The organism is Telmatobacter bradus (genome assembly GCF_048629425.1).
Classification (GTDB): Bacteria; Acidobacteriota; Terriglobia; order Terriglobales; family Acidobacteriaceae; genus Telmatobacter; species Telmatobacter bradus.
Map to the genome: position 1 here is coordinate 1083286 of NZ_CP184532.1, position 19015 is coordinate 1102300.

Sequence of the window (19015 nt, forward strand, 5' to 3'; positions counted from 1 at the left end):
TTGCAATAGAGACTTCTATTTGAGTGCGCTAAGAAAAGTGTTGTGTGTTGATAGCTGCACGAAGAGAAAGGATATATAAATTGGAATCATGGAGAGAAACTTCTGGCAGTAGTGGTCAGGCGATCTGTACCATTGCCGAAGGTGACTATCATTATGGACTTGCAGCGTTCATTAATTCATTGAGCGCATATGGTTATGTGGGACATGTTTTTGTCGGAACTCGTGGAAAGCTTCCTGAGTGGCTGGAGCAATGTGAAAATAATGGTCAAGACTGTAGTTATAAGACTGGATCAATTATTGTCGATATCTTCGTCATTGACTCAGATCGTCACCTGACGAATTACAAGCCGATATTCATGCAGAAAATATTTTGCGAAAATAAGGACATACAGTATTTGTGGTATATAGATCCGGATGTATGCATAAATTTTAAATGGTGGTTTTTTGAGAAATGGAGCACGCGCGGAGTCGCACTCTGTGAAGAGATTGTACGTAGGGGATTGTCGGAAAATAATCCTTTGCGATTGCTGTGGAAGGAAATTGGAGAAGCACATGGGCTGCAATGCAAGAGGCTTCTTCCGGGATACTATAATGGCGGCTTGCTGGGAATAGGGCGCGGCCAGATTGAATTTCTTTCTCTTTGGAGAAAAATTATTGATATTGCTGAGGCGTCTGGAAGGAATCTACAAAGTTTCGCAGAATCTGAGATGGAGCATCCCTTCAGCATGGCTGACCAAGATGCATTAAATATGGCAGTAATGTTCAGTGACGGTGCCATCAGTACTCTTGGACCAGAGGGAATGGGCTTCATTCCAGGATGGAATGCAATGTTCCATACTGTTGGAGCAAAACCATGGAGAACATCTTTTATCCTTGCAGCACTCAGCGGAATTCCTCCTACCCGGGCTATGAAAGTTTATATAGAGCATAGCAATGGACCGCTGCGAGCTTATTCGAAGAATAGATATTGGTGGTTGAAGTTCTCGTCCAAGGTTGGCGCGTTCATCGGCAGGATATATCGGCGAAGCTAGGTGTTTCATGTGCAGCACTAAAAATATCAAAAAACAATAGTCTAGCAAGGCATTGAAAAAGATATGAGAGGGGTGTGAGTTATGAAGAAAAGTGCTCTTATTACAGGAATCACAGGCCAAGATGGATCGTACCTTGCAGAACTGCTGCTCAATAAAGGGTATATTGTGCATGGCATAAAGAGACGATCATCGTCGTTCAATACCGCACGTATAGATCATATTTATCAGGATCCTCATTTTCCGGAAAAGAAGTTTCAAATTCACTATGGAGATATGACGGATTCGACGAATCTGATCCGGATTATACAGGCAATTCGTCCAGATGAAATCTACAATCTGGCCGCACAGAGCCATGTTCAGGTTAGTTTTGATACCCCGGAATACACGGCGAATGCGGATGGAATTGGTACGTTGCGGATACTGGAAGCGATCCGAATTCTTGGTCTGGAAAAGTCGACACGGTTCTATCAGGCATCAACGTCGGAGATGTATGGCAAGGTGCAGGAGACACCACAGACCGAAACCACACCGTTTTATCCGCGCAGCCCATATGGGGTTGCCAAGTTATATGCATACTGGATCACAGTAAATTATCGCGAGGCTTATGGCATGCACGCCTCGAATGGAATTCTGTTCAACCACGAGAGTCCCGTACGTGGCGAAACATTTGTTACGCGCAAGATCACACGCTGTGTGGCTTCAATTGAGGCCGGGTCGAAAGCTCCACTCTATATTGGCAATCTGGAGGCTCGGCGCGATTGGGGACATGCCAAAGAGTATGTTGAGGGCATGTGGCGCATGCTCCAGCAAGATACTCCGGATGATTATGTGCTGGCTACGGGGGAGACACATAGTGTGCGTGAGTTTATAGAACTAGCATTCGCACAGATTGGGCGCAGGGTGGAATGGCAGGGAACCGGTGTGGATGAAGTGGGCTGGGATGCAGACACAGGGCAGATTCTGGTGCAAATTGATCCTCGCTATTTCAGGCCTACAGAGGTTGATCTGTTACTGGGTGATCCGTCCAAGGCAAGAAAAGTTCTGGGTTGGAAGCACGAAATCAAGTTTCGAGACCTTGTTGAGGAAATGGTGATAGCGGATATCAAGAGTCTTGACGGAAAAGCGCTGGCGGAAAGGGAAGTATGAGCGTCGGGGAAAAGTATTCGTTGCAAGGAAAACGAATCTGGGTGGCTGGGCATAGGGGAATGGCAGGCTCTGCAATCGTAAGAAGGCTGGCCGATGAGCAGTGTGAAATTGTTGTAGCAAGCCATGCGGAACTTGATCTTTTGCGGCAGGATGCTGTGCTTTCCTGGCTGAAGAACGCTGGAGTCGACGCTATTTTTCTTGCAGCGGCAAAGGTAGGTGGCATTCTGGCGAATTCAACTCGGCCGGCAGAATTCATCTACCAAAATCTGATGATCGAGTTGAACGTGATTGAATCTGCTCGTGTGTGTGGAGTGGAAAAACTTTTGTTTCTTGGCTCGTCCTGTATTTATCCACGCTATGCAGCGCAGCCGATGACGGAAGATATGTTACTGCAGGGCGCGCTTGAGCCAACCAATGAGAGTTATGCTGTGGCAAAGATCGCAGGAATCAAGCTATGCGAAGCCTATCGACGGCAGTATGGTTGCGATTACATCTCATTGATGCCTACCAACCTGTTCGGTCTCGGGGATAGATATGATGCCGAGGGCGGTCATGTTGTTGCGGCCCTGATCATGAAGATTCATGATGCAAAAATGAGCGGGATAAAGCAGGTCATTCTTTGGGGGACGGGGCAGCCAAAGCGCGAATTTCTATATTCCGGTGACCTTGGAGATGCTTGTGTTTTTGCTATGAAGAATTATTCAGGCGATAGTTTTTTAAATGTTGGTACGGGGAAGGAAATGACTATTCGAGAGTTGGCGGACCGGATTGCCGGGGTAATTGGATGGGAAGGAGAGTTTGTCTACGATTCGTCCAAGCCGGACGGGATGCCGAGAAAAGTAATGGATGTAAGCAGGATGGAAAAACTTGGCTGGAAGGCAAAGACATCCTTCGAAGAAGGAATGAGAAGTGCCTACGACTGGTATCTGCAGCACATCACCACGAAACATATCTAGAGCAAAACCAGAGCCCTGTGTCCTTGTTCAGTTCATGCGAGATTGCCGCTCCCTGGAGGTCGCGTCTACTCGAGTGAACTGCTTGCGGGCTACATCAATTCTGGTTTTGTTTAATGTGTCGGAACGAGTCAGGGGCCTGGATTGTAGCTGGTGAGAGGGATGGGAATGCCTGAGACGGAAGTAGCAAATAAAATACTGAAGTCATCAATCTGCACACTGTATGAAGGGGATTACCATCTGGGTGTTTCTGCGTTGGTGAATTCACTTGTCAATGCCGGATTTTCCGGGACGATTTGGATCGGCTACAGGGGAGAGTTGCCGCCCTGGCTGAATCAGTTGCAGGAGGTGGACAAGGAAACTCATCGATATTCTGTTTCGGGACGGGCGGCACTTGTCTTTGTTTCAATCGAGACGGAAATGCATTTTACGAATTACAAGCCGCAATTCATGTTGGATATATTGAATCATCACGATGTGGAATGTGATTATTTATGGTATTTCGATCCTGATATCTATCTGTTCACAAACCCCGGAGCTGGCTTTTATTGTCCTTGGTCATTTTATGAAAAATGGAGCAGGTATGGAATTGCAGTATGTCAGGACATGCTGTATCAGGTTATGCCCGAATGCGATTTGTTGAGGCAGCAGTGGAGAGAGATTATCCTCTCCAATCAAATGCAGGTCAGGCGTTCTCTTGTGCAGCATTACAACGGAGGGATGATTGGGGTTCCCAGGGCGTCTGCAGGATATTTAAATACATGGAAGAGCTACATTGAGTATGCCGGGGGTGAAGGGTACGAAATAGATGGATTCCTGGAGGGATCTCGCATCGATCCAATGCATGCCGTGGATCAGGATGCAATGAACATTGCGCTCATGTGTACGGAGTATCCGTTTGCGTCCATGGGGCCAGAGGCAATGGGGTTCATTCAGGGTGGATTTACGATGTTTCATGCAGTAATTAACAAGCCATGGAAGTATCGATTTGTTCGTAATGCGCTTTCCGGCAATCCTCCAGTGAGTGCCGTGAAGGAGTTTTTTAATCACGTATCCGCACCGATTCAATCCTATGGAAGTTTGGCACTGAAGTGGAAACTCTTCGAGTGTAAACTCGCTGGTTTTATCGGTAGATTTTATGCCAGACGATAGGTGGAATATCTTGGACCATTCGAGTCCGGGATATTGAATGGATGTGTTTCAGCGTTTGTACTAAAAGAACCACTGACGCAATATGCGCCAGTGGTTCTTTTAGTACGAACGCTGAGTAAGTTCTGAGAGGTGTGCAAAGCCATCCCTCAGGGCTAAAACCCTCGTTCATTTTGCGTGGGATGCGGCACGACTGAAGTCGTGCCCTGACTCAGCATCCTTAATGAATGATTTTTCTATAGCGAGTAAATACCTCACTCATTTGCGGTACTCACGGCCCGACTAAAGTTGCTTAGTGATGAGTGGTGGACAAGGAAGCTTGTTCTGGATTTCTGTCTGCAACCAAGAAACGTTTTTGTAGCGGTGCATCATTGAGCAATTTACTCATGCCATGCAGGTCGTTCAGTCCTGCAGTGCGCAGCAGAGTGCGGGCCTTGGGCAGAAAATCGGGATGATGTTCAAAGTGCCTGGAGGCTGATTGCATGGTGTGTATTGCATGAGCCGAGGAGAAGTTATCGCGATGGAAGCCAGCCACGCCCGTCAGCAAGCCCCGCATCAGGGCAAAGTTGGCTGCCAGCGCCTCAAATTGATCGACGGCTGAGGTTGCCTGGCGGTCTTCGCGGTTCAGGGAGCCGAAGGGGAAGCGATGGCAGAGGATGGCGTTGACCAGCCAGTTTTCCAGCATCTTCGGTTGCTGTACCAGGAAGGGCGCAAGCCACTGGTCGCGGGCACGGTCGTAGCCTGCACTCAGTGAGGCCAGAGTGGCTCCCGGGCCATTGCCGATTCCAGTGGTGAAGGCGTGCACGCACTCCAGAAAACGCGGTGTCAGATTGGATTGCGACAGAAGTAGTCCGGCCAACTGCAGAACCGCGTCCAGTTGCACTTCCGTGGAAGCGGGCAGGCGATCCATGGAGGCACGCAATGTTCCAGAGAGGATGCGGGAGTGGAAATCAGCCAGCAGCGCAGGGATCCGCTCTTCCGTGTTGTTGGCATGCAGAGCATCCAGGCGATGGCAGAGAATGCGCAACAGAAACATCCGCTGCCAGAGCGGATAATTCTGCTGTCCGGCAACGATCCAGAGCACAAGCCTGCGCACCGGCCCGGCCCAGGCCAGCAGGGGCGTGTCGGCGTCGGCTTCCGGTGTCGCAGAAAATGCAAGCGGATCGTGCAGGGTGCTCTGTTCAAGCAGTGCAGGATGCAGTAGCACTAACCGGGCCGCTTCCGGGCAGGAAAGCGCCAGCGAGATTTCGGTTTGGCCGTTGATGGACTGGCTGTAGCGCGGATACTGACGGCAGGTATTGGCCAGCATCTCTGCGCCATGGGTGGCATGCAGGCTGCAGAGTTTGTTGGAGGTCAGCAGCGGGCAACTATGGTCTTCCTTCATGCGCAGCACGGCAAAGTGCGGGCTGGGCGCGTTCTTTAACTCAATGCTGGCCAGCAGATCTGTTTTTAATTGGCTGGGCGGAAGCTGTTGAAAGCGGTCGAAAGCGGGCTGGTCGACAGGCACTGTCCAGCCTCCGCAACAGGTGTCTTCGCAGTCGGCGCCGATGCACGCAAACTGTGTGGCGTAGGTAACCGCCGGATAGGCTTGCTCCAAGTTCCTTCTCCCCAGGGTGTGAGTAGGCGGGAAATGCTCTTCATCCGCTTCACAGGTAAAGGGAGCAGTTGGAGCGCCAAAGTAATTGTCGTGAAATTGGACAAGACTTAAAAACGGCCAAGAAAATGCCCGCCCTCTTTCGCTTGGAAGAAGACGGGCTTTTTCTTGTCTTACAAAGGAGCGGTCAGCCGATCAGGCCGCTGGAAAACTCTTCATTGAGCCACTCGCTGAAGGCGGCAAACTCCTCTTCACGGCCGAGGAAGTCGCGCACTATCTGGCGGCCCGGTTTGGAGCCGCCCTGTTCGAGTACGGCCGAGCGGTAGCGTGCAGCAGCCGGACAGCCCAGCAGGTCTTTGGGGTCGAACTGGGCAAAAAAGTCCAGCGCGATGGCCTTGTCAAAGGCGTAGGTGTAGTAGTTGGACGAGTAGCCGGTCAGGTGGCCAAAGCTGGCGTACATGCGGTTGCCCTCCTGCCACGTCCAGGGTTGCAATGCGGTGTAGAGCCGCTTGGTAATCTCGTCCAGATCGATTGCCGCCGGGTCCTGATCGTGCAGGTCGAGCGAGAGCGTGGTGTAGTAGAGCTGCGCCCGCAGCCAGTCGGCGCGGCCAAATGCGCCTGCGCCCTTCATTTTGCGGATCAGCTCAGAGGGCAGCGCTGCGCCGGTCTGATAGTGCTTGGCGAAGGACTGCAGCAGCTTTTCGTCGCGGAAGAACTCTTCCAGCATCTGCGAGGGAACCTCGATGAAGTCGCCCTCGGTGGCAAAGCCAGAGAGCCCGGCCCACTCGGTGTGACCGCCCAGAATGGCATGCATCAGGTGGCCGAATTCATGAAAGTAGGTCACCACGTCGGAGTACTGCAGCAGGCCGGGATCGCCCGCTTCACCGCCGGGAAAATTGCAGATGAGCGCGGCTTCGGGCAGGTAGCGCCCCTGCACACCGGTGACGATGGGCGCAGCGGAGAACCACTTGTCCTTGCCGTCGCGGGGGTGCATGTCTAGATAAAAACGGCCGGCCAACTGGCCCTTGTCATAGACATCGTACACCGAAACCGATTCATGCCAGGCCTTGGCCGTGGAGGGGCGGAACTCCACGCCCAGAAGCTGGGCCGCCGTGGAGAGCACACCGGCTTCCACCTGCGGGTAAGGGAAGTAAGGCCGTACGGATTGCGAATCGAAGTCGAAGGTCTGGCGGCGGAACTGTTCGTACCAGTAGCCACGACTGGTGATGTCGATGGCTGCAAGCCCGGGCTGCTGGCTACGCACGTAGTCGAGGATGAGCTTGTGCTCTTTGGCTGCGCCGTCGGCGCTGGCGTCATAGAGCTTGGCTAAAAATGTGCGCACGTTGGCTGCTGAGCCCATCATCTGATCGGCGGTGGCCAGGTCGGCCCAACTGCGGAAGCCGAGCACTGTGGCAATCTGCTGCCGCGTCTTCAGCAGGTCCAGAAGGATCTGGCTGTTGGCGGGATAAGCCCGCGTGTTGTAGGCCAGAAACATGCGTTCCCGCAGTACGGCGGATTGGGCAAAGGTCAGCACGGGCTGCATGTCGGGCTGGTCGGTGGTGAGCAGGATCTTGCCGTCGGCAGTGGGCTGATGGCGGGCGATGTAGTCCTCGGGCAGACCGGCAAGCTCGTCGGCCGTGGCCTCAATGGTCTTCATTCCCTCCTGAATATTGCGGCCAAACTCCAGCGAGAGCATGGTGGCTTTTTCGTGCAGGGCCTGCAACTGGGCGCGGGTAGCCTCGTCCTTGTCCACACCGGCCAGCCGGTAGCCGAGCAGCGTGCGTTCCACATAATGGCGAGTGGCCGGGCTGGCTCCTTCCAGATCGATGGCGGACAAAGCATCGTACACGGCGCGGTTCAGGCTGAGCGCGCTGCCTGCCATGGAGATGTGCTGGGCCTCCTGCTGGGCCTGATCGCGCACGGCCTTGTCGGCAGCCACGGAGTTGAGCACACCGGCCTGCGCGCCCGCCAGATTCAGCTGCTCAATGGCCACATCGTAGAGGCGCAGCGTGTTTTCAAGCGTGCGAGGACCTTCCACTGCCAGCAGTGCGGCCAAGGCAGCCTCATGCGCCGCCAGCCGTGCGCTGACCCATGCAGCAAGCGCTTCGGCGGAGGCGCTTCCGCCAGCCTCCCAGGCGTGCAGTTCGGTGGTTGTGGCGGTAACAGACTCGGTCATACGTGCAAATCCTCCAGCTTTCAGAGTGCCATACGGGGCGCGGGCAGAACTGGCACAATAGAAGAAGAAAGCTGTTGCAATTCCACATTGCCAAGCGCATCCCGATTGCCACGCTGATTTCTAAGATGCCTCAGACCACCACGATGACTCAAAACGCCAAGCCGCACACCGTCTCTCTGCCGCCATTGGACAAGCTCTGCGTCGCTATTCAGGGCGCAAGCGTGGACGAACTTCTGAGCCGCGCCCGGGAAGCCGCGCGCACTGCCAGCTTTCTGGAATTCCGCCTGGATTCCGCGCCGGATCCGCGCTCGGCTCTGGCTGGCTTGCAGCAGTTTCTTGCCAGCCACAATGCCGTTGTGGGCGTGGGAACCTGCCGTCGCACCCATGGCCATGGCGCATTCACGGGCTCGCTTGCGGAAGAGCTGGAGCTGTTGCTGGCTGCGGCTCAGGCGGGTTGCAGGTTGGTGGATCTGGAGATTGAATCGGCGGAAGAGGCTGGTCTCGAACAGGTCGAAGCCTTCAAGCAAAAGATCCATGCTGCCGGAGCCGCGCTGCTGGTCAGCTTTCATGATTTTTCCGCCACAGAAGATCTGCCCCGAGCCTATGCGCGCATTCTGGTTTTTACGCCCGATGTGGTGAAGGTGGTTTCCACCGCTCGCTCGCTCAGCGACAATCTGGCCGTGCTGCGCCAATTGGAAGAGCACTCCGGCACACGCTCGGTGGTGGGCATTGCCATGGGTGAAGAGGGACTGATCAGCCGCGTGCTGGGTCCGTGCTTTGGCGCACGCTTTACCTTTGCCGCGCCTGACCAGTGCGAGGGCACGGCCCCCGGCCAGGTCACGGTGTGCACCTTGCGCGAACTTTATCGTGTGGAGAAGATCGACCGGGAAACCCGCATTCTGGGCGTGGCCGGCAATCCGATTGGCCACTCGCTTTCGCCGCTCATGCACAATGCGGCTTATGCGGCGGAGGGCGTGAACGCCGTGATGCTGCCGCTCAAGGTGGAGGCGCTTGAAGACATGCTGCGCGTGATGCGGGAGCTGCCCATGGCCGGAATGGCCGTGACCATGCCGCTGAAGCAGCAGGTGTTGCCTGCGCTGGCCGAGGCCGATCCGCTGGTGGAGCGCATTGGCGCATGCAACACGCTGCGCACCATGGCCGATGGCAGACTGCAGGGCTTTAACACCGATGTGGCAGGCGTGGTGCGTCCCCTCGAGCGCCGCCTCACACTCAACGGCGCACGCATTGCCGTGCTGGGCGCGGGCGGAGCCGCACGGGCCGCGGTCTTTGGCTTGGTGGCGCAGGGGGCTCAGGTTTTTATCGTCAATCGTACCCACGCCACGGCCGTCGCGCTGGCGCAGGCTGCCGGAGCCGAAGCGATTCCGCAAAGCGAGCTGAAGACGCAGCGCTTGGATGCACTGCTGAACACCACCCCCTGCGGCATGCACGGCATGGAAGCGAAGCTTCCCATCGAGGAAGACGAACTGAACGCCGCGCTGGTCTTTGACATGATCTACAATCCGCTGGAAACGCCGCTGCTGAAACTGGCCCGCACGCGTGGACTCGAAACCATTCGCGGGGTAGAGATGTTTGTGCAGCAGGGCGCTCGCCAGTACGAAATCTGGACCGGCAAGCCCGCACCCGAGGCTGAGATGCGCCGCGTGGTGGAGCAGGCGCTCACGGCTGCTCGGTAAACGGTGACGCGAAACCATCCACTTCTTGCGCAGTACAAAACAAAACCGACCGGAGCAGAGTGCTCACGGTCGGCGGTGGATTGCGGAAAAATTAGAGAGCAGCGGAGCGGCTGGCCTCTTCCACGGGCTTGTTGTAGCGGCCTAGGAAGGCGTTGCGGCGTACGACGGCGATTTCCCGCAGCATCTGGAAGCCGTCCTTCAGGTAGCTGATGCGGGTACGCTCGTCGTGGGCCCAGCTGACCGGCACTTCAGCGATGCTGAAGCCACGCTTGAGGGCGATGAAGAGAATCTCTGGGTCAAAGCCCCAGCCCTCGATGGTCTGCAGATGGAAGATGGTCTGGGCCGCTTCGCGGGTGAAGGCCTTGAAGCCGCACTGTGTGTCGGCAAAGGAAATCCCCATCACCAGGCGGGTGAAGCGGTTAAAGCAGCGGCCAAAGAACTGGCGGTAGAGCGGCTGACGATGGGTCTGGCGGTCACGCTCCAGCCAGCGCGACCCGATGGCGATGTCGGCCCCCTGCTCGATGGCGGCAAAGAGGCGTTCGGCCTCTTCGATGGGCGCGGACAGGTCAGCGTCGGTAAACATGACGATCTGGCCCGAGGCCTGCAACAGGCCATTGCGGACGCTGTAGCCCTTACCGCGATTGGCACCGTTCTGCAGCAGCTTCACTTCCGGATTGGCGGCGGCAAAATTGCGAACAACTTCGACGGTCTTGTCGCGAGAACCATCGTCGACGACAAGAATTTCCGCCGCCCAGCCATGGCTGCGGACCGCTTCGACCACTGAAATCAGAGTGGCAGGAATCCGCTGGCTCTCGTTATAAGCCGGGATCACGATACTGTACTTGGGAAAATCCATCTTTGCCGTCTATCCCGGGAACATGGTGGAATGTGCCGGTTGTCCCCCTGTTTTTAGCAAGAAGACTCAGCCCATCATATCGTACCCGGAGGAAAGCAGCCGGGAAGGAAGCGAAAACAGGTCAAAAATGGGGCCAACTCTATGATGAGAAAGGTAAAAGGTGAAAAAGTTACTTGCTTTTTCCTGCGTTCCCAGCCAGAATCCGTTTATGCTGAGAGCGGAGGCCCGAAAGAGATGACGAAGGCAGATCTGGTAGAAAAGGTTACCGGTTTGGGCGATCTGACCCGCCGTGACGGTGAGGTCATTGTAGAAACGATCTTCAGTTCTGTGATTGGCGCATTGCAGGGCGGAGACAAGATTGAAATTCGCGGCTTCGGTTCGTTCCGCATCCGCCAGCGCAATCCCCGCATTGGTCGCAATCCGAAGACGGGCGAGCGCGTAGAGGTTCCTGCCAAGCGGGTTCCCTACTTCAAGCCCTCCAAGGAACTGCGCGACCTGGTGAACCCGGACGAAGCCGGCAAAGACGAGTAGCTAAACTCAAGATTTCCAATTGCATCGCCCCGCTCCCTGTTCCTGTGGAAGCGGGGCGGTGTTTTTGTTTTAAAACGGGCTGCGGGTTCTTCGCTATTCTGCTTCCGTAAAGACGCCGATGACGGCCATCATGCGGCCGGTAATGCCCTTTGCGTTGCGGTAGGAGTAGAACAGCTCCGTATGGCAGCTGGTGCAGCCGCCCACGATCTGAATAGCGTCGGTCGGAAGGCCCGCGGCCAGCAACTGGCGGCGATTGGCTTCAATCAGGTCCAGATGCAGGGAAGACGCCGCAGGAGCCACACTGACACGGTGGAAGAGCTGGTCGACGTAGGAGAACTGCGACTGAAACTCCTGCCGCACCTCTTCGCCTACCGCGTAGCAGCAGGATCCGACACCGGGACCGATGGCAGCCAGCAGATCCGTGGGCTCTGAACCGAATTCCTGAACCATGCGGCCCACCCCCAGTTCCACAATGCGCTGGACGGTGCCGCGCCAGCCGGCATGGAAGGCGGCAACCACCTTTTTTCTGCGGTCGGCCACCAGCACGGGAATGCAGTCGGCTGTTTGTATACCTAGCAGAAGGCCCTGCGTATTGCTAATCTGGCCATCGGCGCGGAAGGGAGGCTCGTGCTCCGCGTCCTCCGCAGTCACAATGCGGCAGAGGTTGGAGTGGATCTGCTGGAGCGCCACCAGCGGGGTTTGGTCACTGCCACGGACGGCAGCAGCCAGCAGGTTGCGATTGGCGGCCACGTTTTCCGCACTATCCTCTTTGGTAAAACCAAGATTCAGCTCAGCCGGAGCACCGGGGGCAGCGTAAACACGGGATTTTCCGCCCTTGCGGGTGCTGAAGCCAGCCTTTAGCCAGGGATATTCTTCCCATCCGGGAACGGCCAGCCATTGCACACCATTGCTGGCCACTACGGGCTGACTGGCAGGGCGCTGCAACTCTCCGGCAGTTTTCACGGAGATTCCATGTGCGGAAACGATCTTTTGGCTGGATGTTTTGCTCGGCATTGCCTTCAATTCTATCTTCCGTTGCCTGCAGAAACGCACGGAAGCAGAAGAGCAAATGGGCCTGCCTTCCGGCAGGCCCGCTCGAGAGGCATTGAAGGAGGGAGAAAACGTGGGGAAGTGTGGAGGGGGCCCTCAAAGGACCAGCTTCGGAAAGGAAACCTTTCGTGGAAGGGGGATAGGGGAAGCCTCTGCTGATTAACAATAGGATGCGCCGCTTTTGCGAAAGTTGCATATTACGGTAAAAATATTTGCCGAATCCGTTTCCCATTTTTACTGCAGAAGCACTTCTGCGCAGAATCCGTCCTTTGGAGCTTGCAACTTACCGCTGCAATTGTGGATGATTCAGGTGTGAAACGCTGGTACATCCTCCTTTTTGCAGTCATTCTGGTGGGCTTTGGCGTCTATGCCTGGCTGCACCGGGAGGACCTCGGTCTGGTCAGCCCCGACGGCTCCTCGAACAGTGGCGCGTCGTCGGCTGAGACCGCGCGCCCGGCACGCATCCTCTGGCAGAAGCTGGACCGCACGCCGGACGGCTTCAAGGTGGAGATGCCCACGGACAGCAAGGAGATCCAGATTCCGTCCTATAACGCCGCGGGCGGCTCTGAGCAGATCAACATGCTTTATGCCTACCCGGACGCGGACACTTCGTTCTCGGTGGCCTGGGCCGACAATCCTCCGGTGGCCCGCGCGAGCGACATGGCAGGGGAAAAGACGCTGGACACAGCCCGCGAGGACGCTCTGACCCGCACGCAATCCAGCCTGGTAAGCGAATCGAAGAGCAGCGTGCAGGGCTTTGCGGCGCGGGATTTTTCCGGCCGCAACTCAGGCGGAGGGGTCTTTAACGCCCGCATGATTCTGGCCGGCCAGCGACTTTACATGCTCATTGCTTCCTTCCCGTCCACCAGCGCCCGCCGCGATCTGGACGTGAAGCGGTTCTTCGACTCGTTCTCTGTCGTGGGCAAGTAATTTTTTAGTTTTAAAAACTTCTCGCTGCTGGGATGAACGACCTGTCTACGCCTTGGGGCGCGCACCTTTTTCGACCATGCGTGTAATCAGGCTCATGGGTAGAAAGCGCACGAAAAACGCGATCATTCTGCCATCGAAGCTGGGCAGGATGGTGCGTTTGCCCGCCGCCAGCCCGTGGAGCGCCTTGCGCACCACCACTTCCGCCGTCTGCACGCCGCGCATCTTGAAGATGCCGGCCCGCGCCACGTCAAAAAACTCGCTTTCGGTTGGTCCCGGGCAGAGTGCCGTCACTTTGACGCCGTAGCGACCCACCTCTTCAGCAAGGCCCAGCGCAAAGTAGCGGTCAAAGACCTTGCTGGCCGCGTACGTTGCAAAGTAGGGCAGCGGCTGAAAGCTCGCGGTGGAAGCCAGAAAGAGAATCCAGCCCCGCCGCCGCTCGACCATGGACGGCACAAAAAGGCGCGTGAGCCGCACCGTGGCTTCGCAATTCACACGCACCTGAGCCAGCTCCTGCTCTTCCGGGCTCAGGTGAAATGCGCCGCACTGGCCGAGGCCGGCGTTGTTGATGAGAATCTCAATGGCCAGATCCTGCGTGGAGGCAAAGAGCTTGGCGGGAGCCTCGGGATCGAGCAGATCCGCAGGAACCACGCGCACTTCCGCGCCCCGCTCCCGCAATTCCGCAGCCAGTGCCTCCAGCCGCTCCACACGCCGCGCCGTCAGCACCAGGTTTGCGCCCGCCGCTGCCAGTTGCCGCGCCGCTTCTGCCCCAATGCCGGAGCTTGCGCCGGTCACCAGCGCCCATTTGCCTTTGAAGTCCGTCAGGTTTGCCATCGCGCTTTCATGCTAACGCAAAGGGCAGCTTTTAGCTGCCAGCCTCCAGCTTTTCTTGCCTGGACATAGTTCCTTGCATCAGCCAAAGTCCTGCCCGCAGCACGAACAGCTAAAAGCTGGAAGCTAGAGGCTGGTTTGCGGATTCTCCGGCCAGGCGTGGCGTGGGTAGCGGCGCATCAATTCGCGGCGCACCTGCGGATAGTGGCGCTGCCAGAAGCCGGCCAGATCGCTGGTGATCTGCACCGGGCGACGGTTGGGAGCCAGCAGGTGCACTACCACCGGCGTGCGCTGGGGACCGATGCGCGGCGTCTCCTGCATGCCGAAGAAGTCCTGCAGGCGCGATTCGATCCACGGCTGCTTGCCCTGCTCGTAGTGAACCCGCGTCTGACGGCCGCCAGCCAGCTTGAGCGAGGTGGGCGCGGCCTCGCGCAGACGGCGTGCGTCAAGATTTTGGGCAGGATTTAGTGCGGAATTTTGTTCGAGCCAGCCGAGGAAGCCGCTGCCTGCCGCACGCAGTTCTGAAAAGCTGCGCATGCCGGAGCAAAAGCCGGTGAAGCATGCAGGCAGATCGGCGGCGGAAAAACCGAGTCCGGCAAACTCCACGCGGCCCAGCCACTCCTGCAGCTGTTCGCCATCCACAAAGCGCTCAATGCCTGCGTCCAGCGCCTTCTCCGCCAGCAGTGCGGCAGCAGCCCCGACCTCGGGCGCGGCGTGGTTCGATTCTTCCAGCACAAGATCGTCGAAGAGCAGGCGGTTCAGCGCATCGACGCGCTCGGCCTGACGATTCCACACCACCACCGACTCCTCCCGCAGGCGCTCAGGAAAATGATCGAGCAGCCAGTCAGTTTCGAGGCGTGCGGCCAGACGGATCTGGGGCAGGGATTTTTCCGTGCGGTCTTCCACGTCGAGCGCGATCAGGAAAGGCCACGGCGGCAGCTCCCCGGCCAGCTCGGCCGAGACGCCGTTGGCCAGCATCACCTGATTGCCGGCGCGACGGCGACCCACACGATCGGGAAAGCCGAGCAGGATGGATTGCAGCAGCGCGTCATCATCATCACGGCGCTCATGACTGGGCTTGGCCAAACGCAGCAGGGAGCGCAGCTGATGGCGGGTGCGCTCGTCGAGCGGCTCATCGAGGGCAGTCAGCAAATCGCAGTGGGAACGGCGCGCACCGGATTCGAGCAGCGCCGCCGTCATGCAGGCTGCCATGCCCACGCCGCGTTCACTGGCCGCTTCCATCATGCGGGCCAGGCGCGGATGCACGGGCAGGCGCATGAGCCGTGTGGCATTTTTGCCCACCGCGCCCAGTCGATCGAGCAGCGCCGTGGCCTGCTCCACCGATTGCGCGGGCGGCGCATCGAGCCATTGCAATTCGAGTGGATGGCTGAAGTCCATGGCCCGCAGCAGCAGGCAGAGCTGAGCCAGATCGCCGCGCAGAATCTCGGGCGTTTCGTGCGCCGCACGCTGATTGAAGTCGGCCTGCTCGTAGAGGCGCAGCACGCGGCCCGCAGCCTGACGGCCCGCACGGCCCGCACGCTGCGTGGCGCTGGCCTGACTGACGCGGCCAATGGTGAGCGTGGGCAGCCCCGTCCACGGCGACCACGAGGCCTGCCGCGCCAAACCACTATCCACCACAGCCGTCACGCCATCAATGGTTACGGAGCTTTCAGCGACGTTGGTGGCGAGGATGATTTTTGCTTCCTTGCTGGGAGCCACGGCACGATCCTGCTCAGCCGGTGAAAGATCGCCGTAGAGCGGCAGCAGCAGGCGGTCGTAGCGGCGGGCAAGTTCGGCGCTGGCCCGCTGAGCGCGGCGGATCTCGGCGGCTCCCGGCAGAAAGCAGAGAATGTTGCCGGTTTCGCCCGCCGTCAGCAGGCGTTCGAGCGCACCGCGCACCTGTTCTTCCAACGTTGCGGGCGAGTAGGGCAGATGCTCGATGGTGAGCGGAAACTGGCGGCCCTTGCTGCGCACAACGGAGCAGTTGCCGAGGAACTCCGCGAGCGGCTCGGCGTCGAGCGTGGCCGACATGACGATGAGCTTGAGCTCCGGCCTGCGCTGTTGCAAGCGGCGCAAGAGCGTCAGCGCCAGATCGCTTTCGAGGTGACGCTCATGGAATTCGTCGAGCACCACGACGCTGACTCCGGCCAGCTCAGGGTCAGAGAGCAGGCGGCGCGTGAGCACACCTTCGGTAAGGAAGTGCAGCCGCGTTGCGGGCCCGGCCACACGCTCGTAGCGCACCTGATAGCCAACCGTCTGGCCCGGCTCCTCGCCGAGCTCAAAGGCTACGCGGCGCGCGGCCAGCCGCGCCGCCAGCCTGCGTGGCTCCAGCACCAGCACATCGCCGCGGACGGCCGTGAGCAGTAGTGCGGCGGGAACCCGCGTGGTTTTGCCCGCGCCCGGCTCAGCCACCAGCAACAGATTGTTTTCTTGGGCAAGTGTGGCAAGGATTCCGGGCAGCAGTTCGTCAATCGGCAGTGAGGGCAGAGTGGGGCGCATACAACTTCCATCCAATCGCAAGGGCGTGGTGCGGGTCAAAACAAAGCTCCTAAAAAGGCGAGGGCTTTACCGACTGCTGAAAACTCGTTTGGGAGAGTGGCGAGGGTTTTAACCCTTGCAAAAAGCCTGCAAAATCAGTGTGGGCTAAACAGGCTGCGGAAAAACGCATATTTTCTCACCCCTTGTGCTTCCCGCGGTCGAAAAGTCGTAATTTTTGCGTGATTGAGTGTTTGCTGGTGCGTTTTTTACGGCTCTTCGGGCCGCATTTGCGGCCTGCAGACACAGTTCGGCCCTAACAGGGCTGCGCATCAAACGGCAGCAGTCTCCGCATGCGCACCAGGTTATATGCCACGATGGTCAGCCGATAAAGCCAGTCCACGCGCTTGAGCCCACGCAGCTTCACCTGGCGCAACATGCGGTCCAGCTTGCTCTTCTGGTACTGGCTCACGTGCGGTGCCACCTTGCGTTGCCGCAGGGCCTTGATAAACTCCGCTTCCTGATACTGCGTGTCGGTCCCGAGCGTAATGTTGCTGTTTGCGCGCTCGGGCAGAGGAGCCACGACCAGCTCCAGCATCCTCAGTGCAGCTTCGCGCTCGGCGATGGTCGCGGCCGGTGTCGCTTCCGCGGCCACCACCAGTCCGTTGCGGTTCTCCATCAACGCGTGGCCTTGATAAGCGGGCACGGACTTATCGGCTGTGGCCTTCTTGAACAGACGCGCATTAGGCGTGGTTCACGGACTCGTTTCCCGGACTTGGTTCGTAGGGTTGTTTCGTGGCCGTGGCTTAGCCTCAGGCAGGCATTCGGTGAGCAGAGCATGAAAGCAGGCATGCGGCGGATGTCAGATCGTATTTGAAAGCCGCGAGTTGAGGTAAATGCTGTCCCAGGTCCCCAAGTACGAGGGAACTGGGACAGTATTTGTGGAGTTGGAACGCCCTACGCCATCTGCGTCCGGGCCACATCCTGCAGGCCGCGGTCTTCAATCTCAACTTCGCGCATCCGGTACTTCTGGATCTTGCCGGAGAGCGTGGCCGGGAACTCGGTGACAAAGCGCACATGCTCGGGAATCTTGTAGTAGGCGATCTGCCCCTTGCAGAATTCCTTGATCTCTTCTTCCGTGCTTGTCTCGCCCGGCTTCAGACGAACCCATGCAGCAACGATTTCGCCCAGCCGCTCGTGGGGAATGCCCACCACCTGCGCCTCGCCTACTTTGGGGTGGGTGTAGAGGAACTCCTCCACCTCGCGGGGATAGATGTTTTCGCCGCCACGGATGATTACGTCGCGGCTGCGGCCAGTAATGTGGATGCAGCCGTCGGGGCGCATTACGCCCAGGTCGCCGGTATACAGCCAGCCGTCCTCGCGGATGACCGCCTTTGTGCCTTCCGGATCGCCATCGTAGCCCTTCATCTGGGCGTAGCCGCGCACGCATACCTCGCCCTGTTCGCCGGCCGGCAGGGTTGTGCCGCTGGTGGGGGAGGCAATGCGGATCTCGGTTTGCGGCATGGCGCGGCCCACCGTGTTTACGCGCACTTCGATAGTGTCGGCGTCGTCGCTCATCGTTACCACGGGCGAGGTTTCAGTCTGCCCGTAGGCAATCACCAACTCGCCGATGTGCATTTCGCCCAGCACGCGCTTCATCAGCTCAATGGGGCAGGGAGCGCCGCTCATCATGCCGGTGCGCAGGCTGGTGAGGTCGTAACTCTTGAACTCGGGCAGGGCGAACTCGGCCACATACATGGCGGGTACGCCGTAGACGCTGGTGGCCCGCTCGTCGTGAACCGCCTGCAGCGTGGCCCGGGCGTCAAAGGTCCAGTTGGGCAGAATCAGCGCCGCGCCGGTGTTCACCGCCGTCATGGTGCCAATCACGCAGCCGTAGCAATGGAAGAGCGGCACCGGAACCACGATCTTGTCCTGCTCGGTGTAGTGGAAGCCCTGGGCCAGAAACTGGCCGTTGTTCACAATATTGTGGTGGGTGAGCAGAACTCCTTTGGGCAGGCCGGTGGTGCCGCTGGTGTACTGGATGTTGGCCACGTCGTCGATGTCAACGCGTTCGGGCAGGCGGCCCTCGGCGTCCAGCATCTGCTCCCACTCGGGCGAGTCAAAAAAGATTTTGTGTTCCAGCGCCAGCTTGTGGCCGTGGCAGGCGCGCTCCAGAACCTCTCCGTAGTCGGCGCGTTTGTCCTTATGCCACAGGAAGATGGCCTTCATCTGCGAGCGTTCGAGCGTATAGCCGAGCTCGTGCGAACGGTAGGCAGGGTTGACGTTGACCAGGGCTGCTCCGGCCCGCGCCGTGCCCATGTGCATCATCAGCCATTCGATGCAGTTGCTGGACCAGATGCCCACGCGGTCGCCACGGCGGACGCCCAGCGCCCACAGTCCGCGGGCCACGCGGTCAGCCTGCTGGCTCAGCTCGGCCCAGGTAAAGCGGCGGTTCTGGTGACGGCTGGCCACGGCCAGGCGCTCGGGAAAGCGCTCGGCGGTTCGGGTCAGCAGGTCGCCAATGGTCAACTTCAACAGCGGACGGTCAGGTCCGCAAGCGTAGCTTTGGGTAAGAAGGTCTTCTTCGACTGCCAAATTCATG

The 19015-nt window shown here is 58.1% G+C and carries 15 protein-coding genes; 7 read left to right on the forward strand and 8 right to left on the reverse strand.

Going from position 1 to position 19015, the window contains the following annotated elements:
* Positions 1 to 80 precede the first annotated feature (80 nt).
* The 4 genes from ACOBR2_RS04595 to ACOBR2_RS04610 all read left to right on the forward strand — a co-directional run bounded on the left by ACOBR2_RS04595 (position 81) and on the right by ACOBR2_RS04610 (position 4282).
* Entirely contained in the window at positions 81 to 1031 is a 951-nt protein-coding gene (locus tag ACOBR2_RS04595; protein WP_420238881.1) for a hypothetical protein, read from the forward strand.
* Positions 1032 to 1112: 81 nt separating this feature from the next.
* A complete protein-coding gene (gmd, locus tag ACOBR2_RS04600) occupies positions 1113 to 2177 on the forward strand; it encodes a GDP-mannose 4,6-dehydratase (protein WP_420238882.1) in 1065 nt (354 codons plus the stop codon).
* Complete coding sequence (locus ACOBR2_RS04605) at positions 2174 to 3133, forward strand: GDP-L-fucose synthase family protein (RefSeq protein ID WP_420238883.1); 960 nt, start codon at positions 2174 to 2176, stop codon at positions 3131 to 3133. The genes gmd and ACOBR2_RS04605 overlap by 4 nt, the downstream gene beginning before the upstream one ends.
* A gap of 165 nt (positions 3134 to 3298) precedes the next feature.
* A complete protein-coding gene (locus ACOBR2_RS04610) occupies positions 3299 to 4282 on the forward strand; it encodes a hypothetical protein (RefSeq protein ID WP_420238884.1) in 984 nt (327 codons plus the stop codon).
* A gap of 289 nt (positions 4283 to 4571) precedes the next feature.
* On the opposite strand, the gene fliB is transcribed toward ACOBR2_RS04610, so the two are convergent.
* Both fliB and ACOBR2_RS04620 read right to left on the reverse strand, forming a co-directional pair.
* Positions 4572 to 5876 (reverse strand): flagellin lysine-N-methylase, encoded by a 1305-nt coding sequence (gene fliB / locus ACOBR2_RS04615; RefSeq protein WP_420238885.1) that lies wholly within the window; start codon positions 5874 to 5876, stop codon positions 4572 to 4574.
* Between the two features lie 184 nt (positions 5877 to 6060).
* The gene (locus ACOBR2_RS04620; RefSeq protein ID WP_420238886.1) at positions 6061 to 8049 is read right to left on the reverse strand and encodes a M3 family metallopeptidase; all 1989 of its coding nucleotides are present in this window, start codon (positions 8047 to 8049) and stop codon (positions 6061 to 6063) included.
* Positions 8050 to 8123: 74 nt separating this feature from the next.
* Here ACOBR2_RS04620 and aroE point away from each other — a divergent pair, with 74 nt between their 5' ends.
* Positions 8124 to 9743, forward strand: a complete 1620-nt coding sequence (aroE, locus tag ACOBR2_RS04625; RefSeq protein ID WP_420238887.1) for a shikimate dehydrogenase — start codon at positions 8124 to 8126, stop codon at positions 9741 to 9743.
* A 91-nt stretch (positions 9744 to 9834) separates the two neighbouring features.
* Here the strand turns inward: aroE and ACOBR2_RS04630 are convergent, their stop codons facing one another.
* Positions 9835 to 10599 carry a dolichyl-phosphate beta-glucosyltransferase gene (locus tag ACOBR2_RS04630; protein WP_420238888.1) on the reverse strand — a complete coding sequence of 255 codons (765 nt, stop codon included), beginning with the start codon at positions 10597 to 10599 and terminating at the stop codon, positions 9835 to 9837.
* A gap of 234 nt (positions 10600 to 10833) precedes the next feature.
* Between ACOBR2_RS04630 and ACOBR2_RS04635 the strand changes: the two genes are divergently transcribed.
* Positions 10834 to 11130 (forward strand): HU family DNA-binding protein, encoded by a 297-nt coding sequence (locus ACOBR2_RS04635; protein WP_420238889.1) that lies wholly within the window; start codon positions 10834 to 10836, stop codon positions 11128 to 11130.
* Positions 11131 to 11223: 93 nt separating this feature from the next.
* On the opposite strand, the gene pgeF is transcribed toward ACOBR2_RS04635, so the two are convergent.
* On the reverse strand, positions 11224 to 12144 hold the full coding sequence (gene pgeF, locus ACOBR2_RS04640; protein WP_420238890.1) for a peptidoglycan editing factor PgeF: 921 nt from the start codon (positions 12142 to 12144) through the stop codon (positions 11224 to 11226).
* Between the two features lie 348 nt (positions 12145 to 12492).
* Between pgeF and ACOBR2_RS04645 the strand changes: the two genes are divergently transcribed.
* Positions 12493 to 13110 (forward strand): hypothetical protein, encoded by a 618-nt coding sequence (locus ACOBR2_RS04645; protein ID WP_420238891.1) that lies wholly within the window; start codon positions 12493 to 12495, stop codon positions 13108 to 13110.
* A 45-nt stretch (positions 13111 to 13155) separates the two neighbouring features.
* Here ACOBR2_RS04645 and ACOBR2_RS04650 read toward each other — a convergent pair whose 3' ends face one another.
* The 4 genes from ACOBR2_RS04650 to ACOBR2_RS04665 all read right to left on the reverse strand — a co-directional run bounded on the left by ACOBR2_RS04650 (position 13156) and on the right by ACOBR2_RS04665 (position 19014).
* Positions 13156 to 13941 (reverse strand): SDR family NAD(P)-dependent oxidoreductase, encoded by a 786-nt coding sequence (locus tag ACOBR2_RS04650; protein ID WP_420238892.1) that lies wholly within the window; start codon positions 13939 to 13941, stop codon positions 13156 to 13158.
* Between the two features lie 123 nt (positions 13942 to 14064).
* Entirely contained in the window at positions 14065 to 16437 is a 2373-nt protein-coding gene (gene hrpB, locus ACOBR2_RS04655) for an ATP-dependent helicase HrpB (protein WP_420238893.1), read from the reverse strand.
* Positions 16438 to 16729: 292 nt separating this feature from the next.
* Positions 16730 to 17149: a transposase gene (locus ACOBR2_RS04660; RefSeq protein WP_420239974.1), complete on the reverse strand. Its 420-nt coding sequence runs from the start codon at positions 17147 to 17149 to the stop codon at positions 16730 to 16732.
* Between the two features lie 221 nt (positions 17150 to 17370).
* The gene (locus ACOBR2_RS04665; RefSeq protein ID WP_420238894.1) at positions 17371 to 19014 is read right to left on the reverse strand and encodes an AMP-binding protein; all 1644 of its coding nucleotides are present in this window, start codon (positions 19012 to 19014) and stop codon (positions 17371 to 17373) included.
* Position 19015 lies beyond the last annotated feature (1 nt).

What these genes read in the sequence shown, in the direction of transcription:
- ACOBR2_RS04620 (WP_420238886.1), bottom strand. Translation starts at nt 8,049, where the DNA reads ATGACCGAGTCTGTTACCGCCACAACCACCGAACTGCACGCCTGGGAG.
- ACOBR2_RS04605 (WP_420238883.1), top strand. Translation starts at nt 2,174, where the DNA reads ATGAGCGTCGGGGAAAAGTATTCGTTGCAAGGAAAACGAATCTGGGTG.
- ACOBR2_RS04630 (WP_420238888.1), bottom strand. Translation starts at nt 10,599, where the DNA reads ATGGATTTTCCCAAGTACAGTATCGTGATCCCGGCTTATAACGAGAGC.
- hrpB (WP_420238893.1), bottom strand. Translation starts at nt 16,437, where the DNA reads ATGCGCCCCACTCTGCCCTCACTGCCGATTGACGAACTGCTGCCCGGA.
- pgeF (WP_420238890.1), bottom strand. Translation starts at nt 12,144, where the DNA reads ATGCCGAGCAAAACATCCAGCCAAAAGATCGTTTCCGCACATGGAATC.
- ACOBR2_RS04610 (WP_420238884.1), top strand. Translation starts at nt 3,299, where the DNA reads ATGCCTGAGACGGAAGTAGCAAATAAAATACTGAAGTCATCAATCTGC.
- ACOBR2_RS04650 (WP_420238892.1), bottom strand. Translation starts at nt 13,941, where the DNA reads ATGGCAAACCTGACGGACTTCAAAGGCAAATGGGCGCTGGTGACCGGC.
- ACOBR2_RS04665 (WP_420238894.1), bottom strand. Translation starts at nt 19,014, where the DNA reads ATGAATTTGGCAGTCGAAGAAGACCTTCTTACCCAAAGCTACGCTTGC.
- gmd (WP_420238882.1), top strand. Translation starts at nt 1,113, where the DNA reads ATGAAGAAAAGTGCTCTTATTACAGGAATCACAGGCCAAGATGGATCG.
- ACOBR2_RS04635 (WP_420238889.1), top strand. Translation starts at nt 10,834, where the DNA reads ATGACGAAGGCAGATCTGGTAGAAAAGGTTACCGGTTTGGGCGATCTG.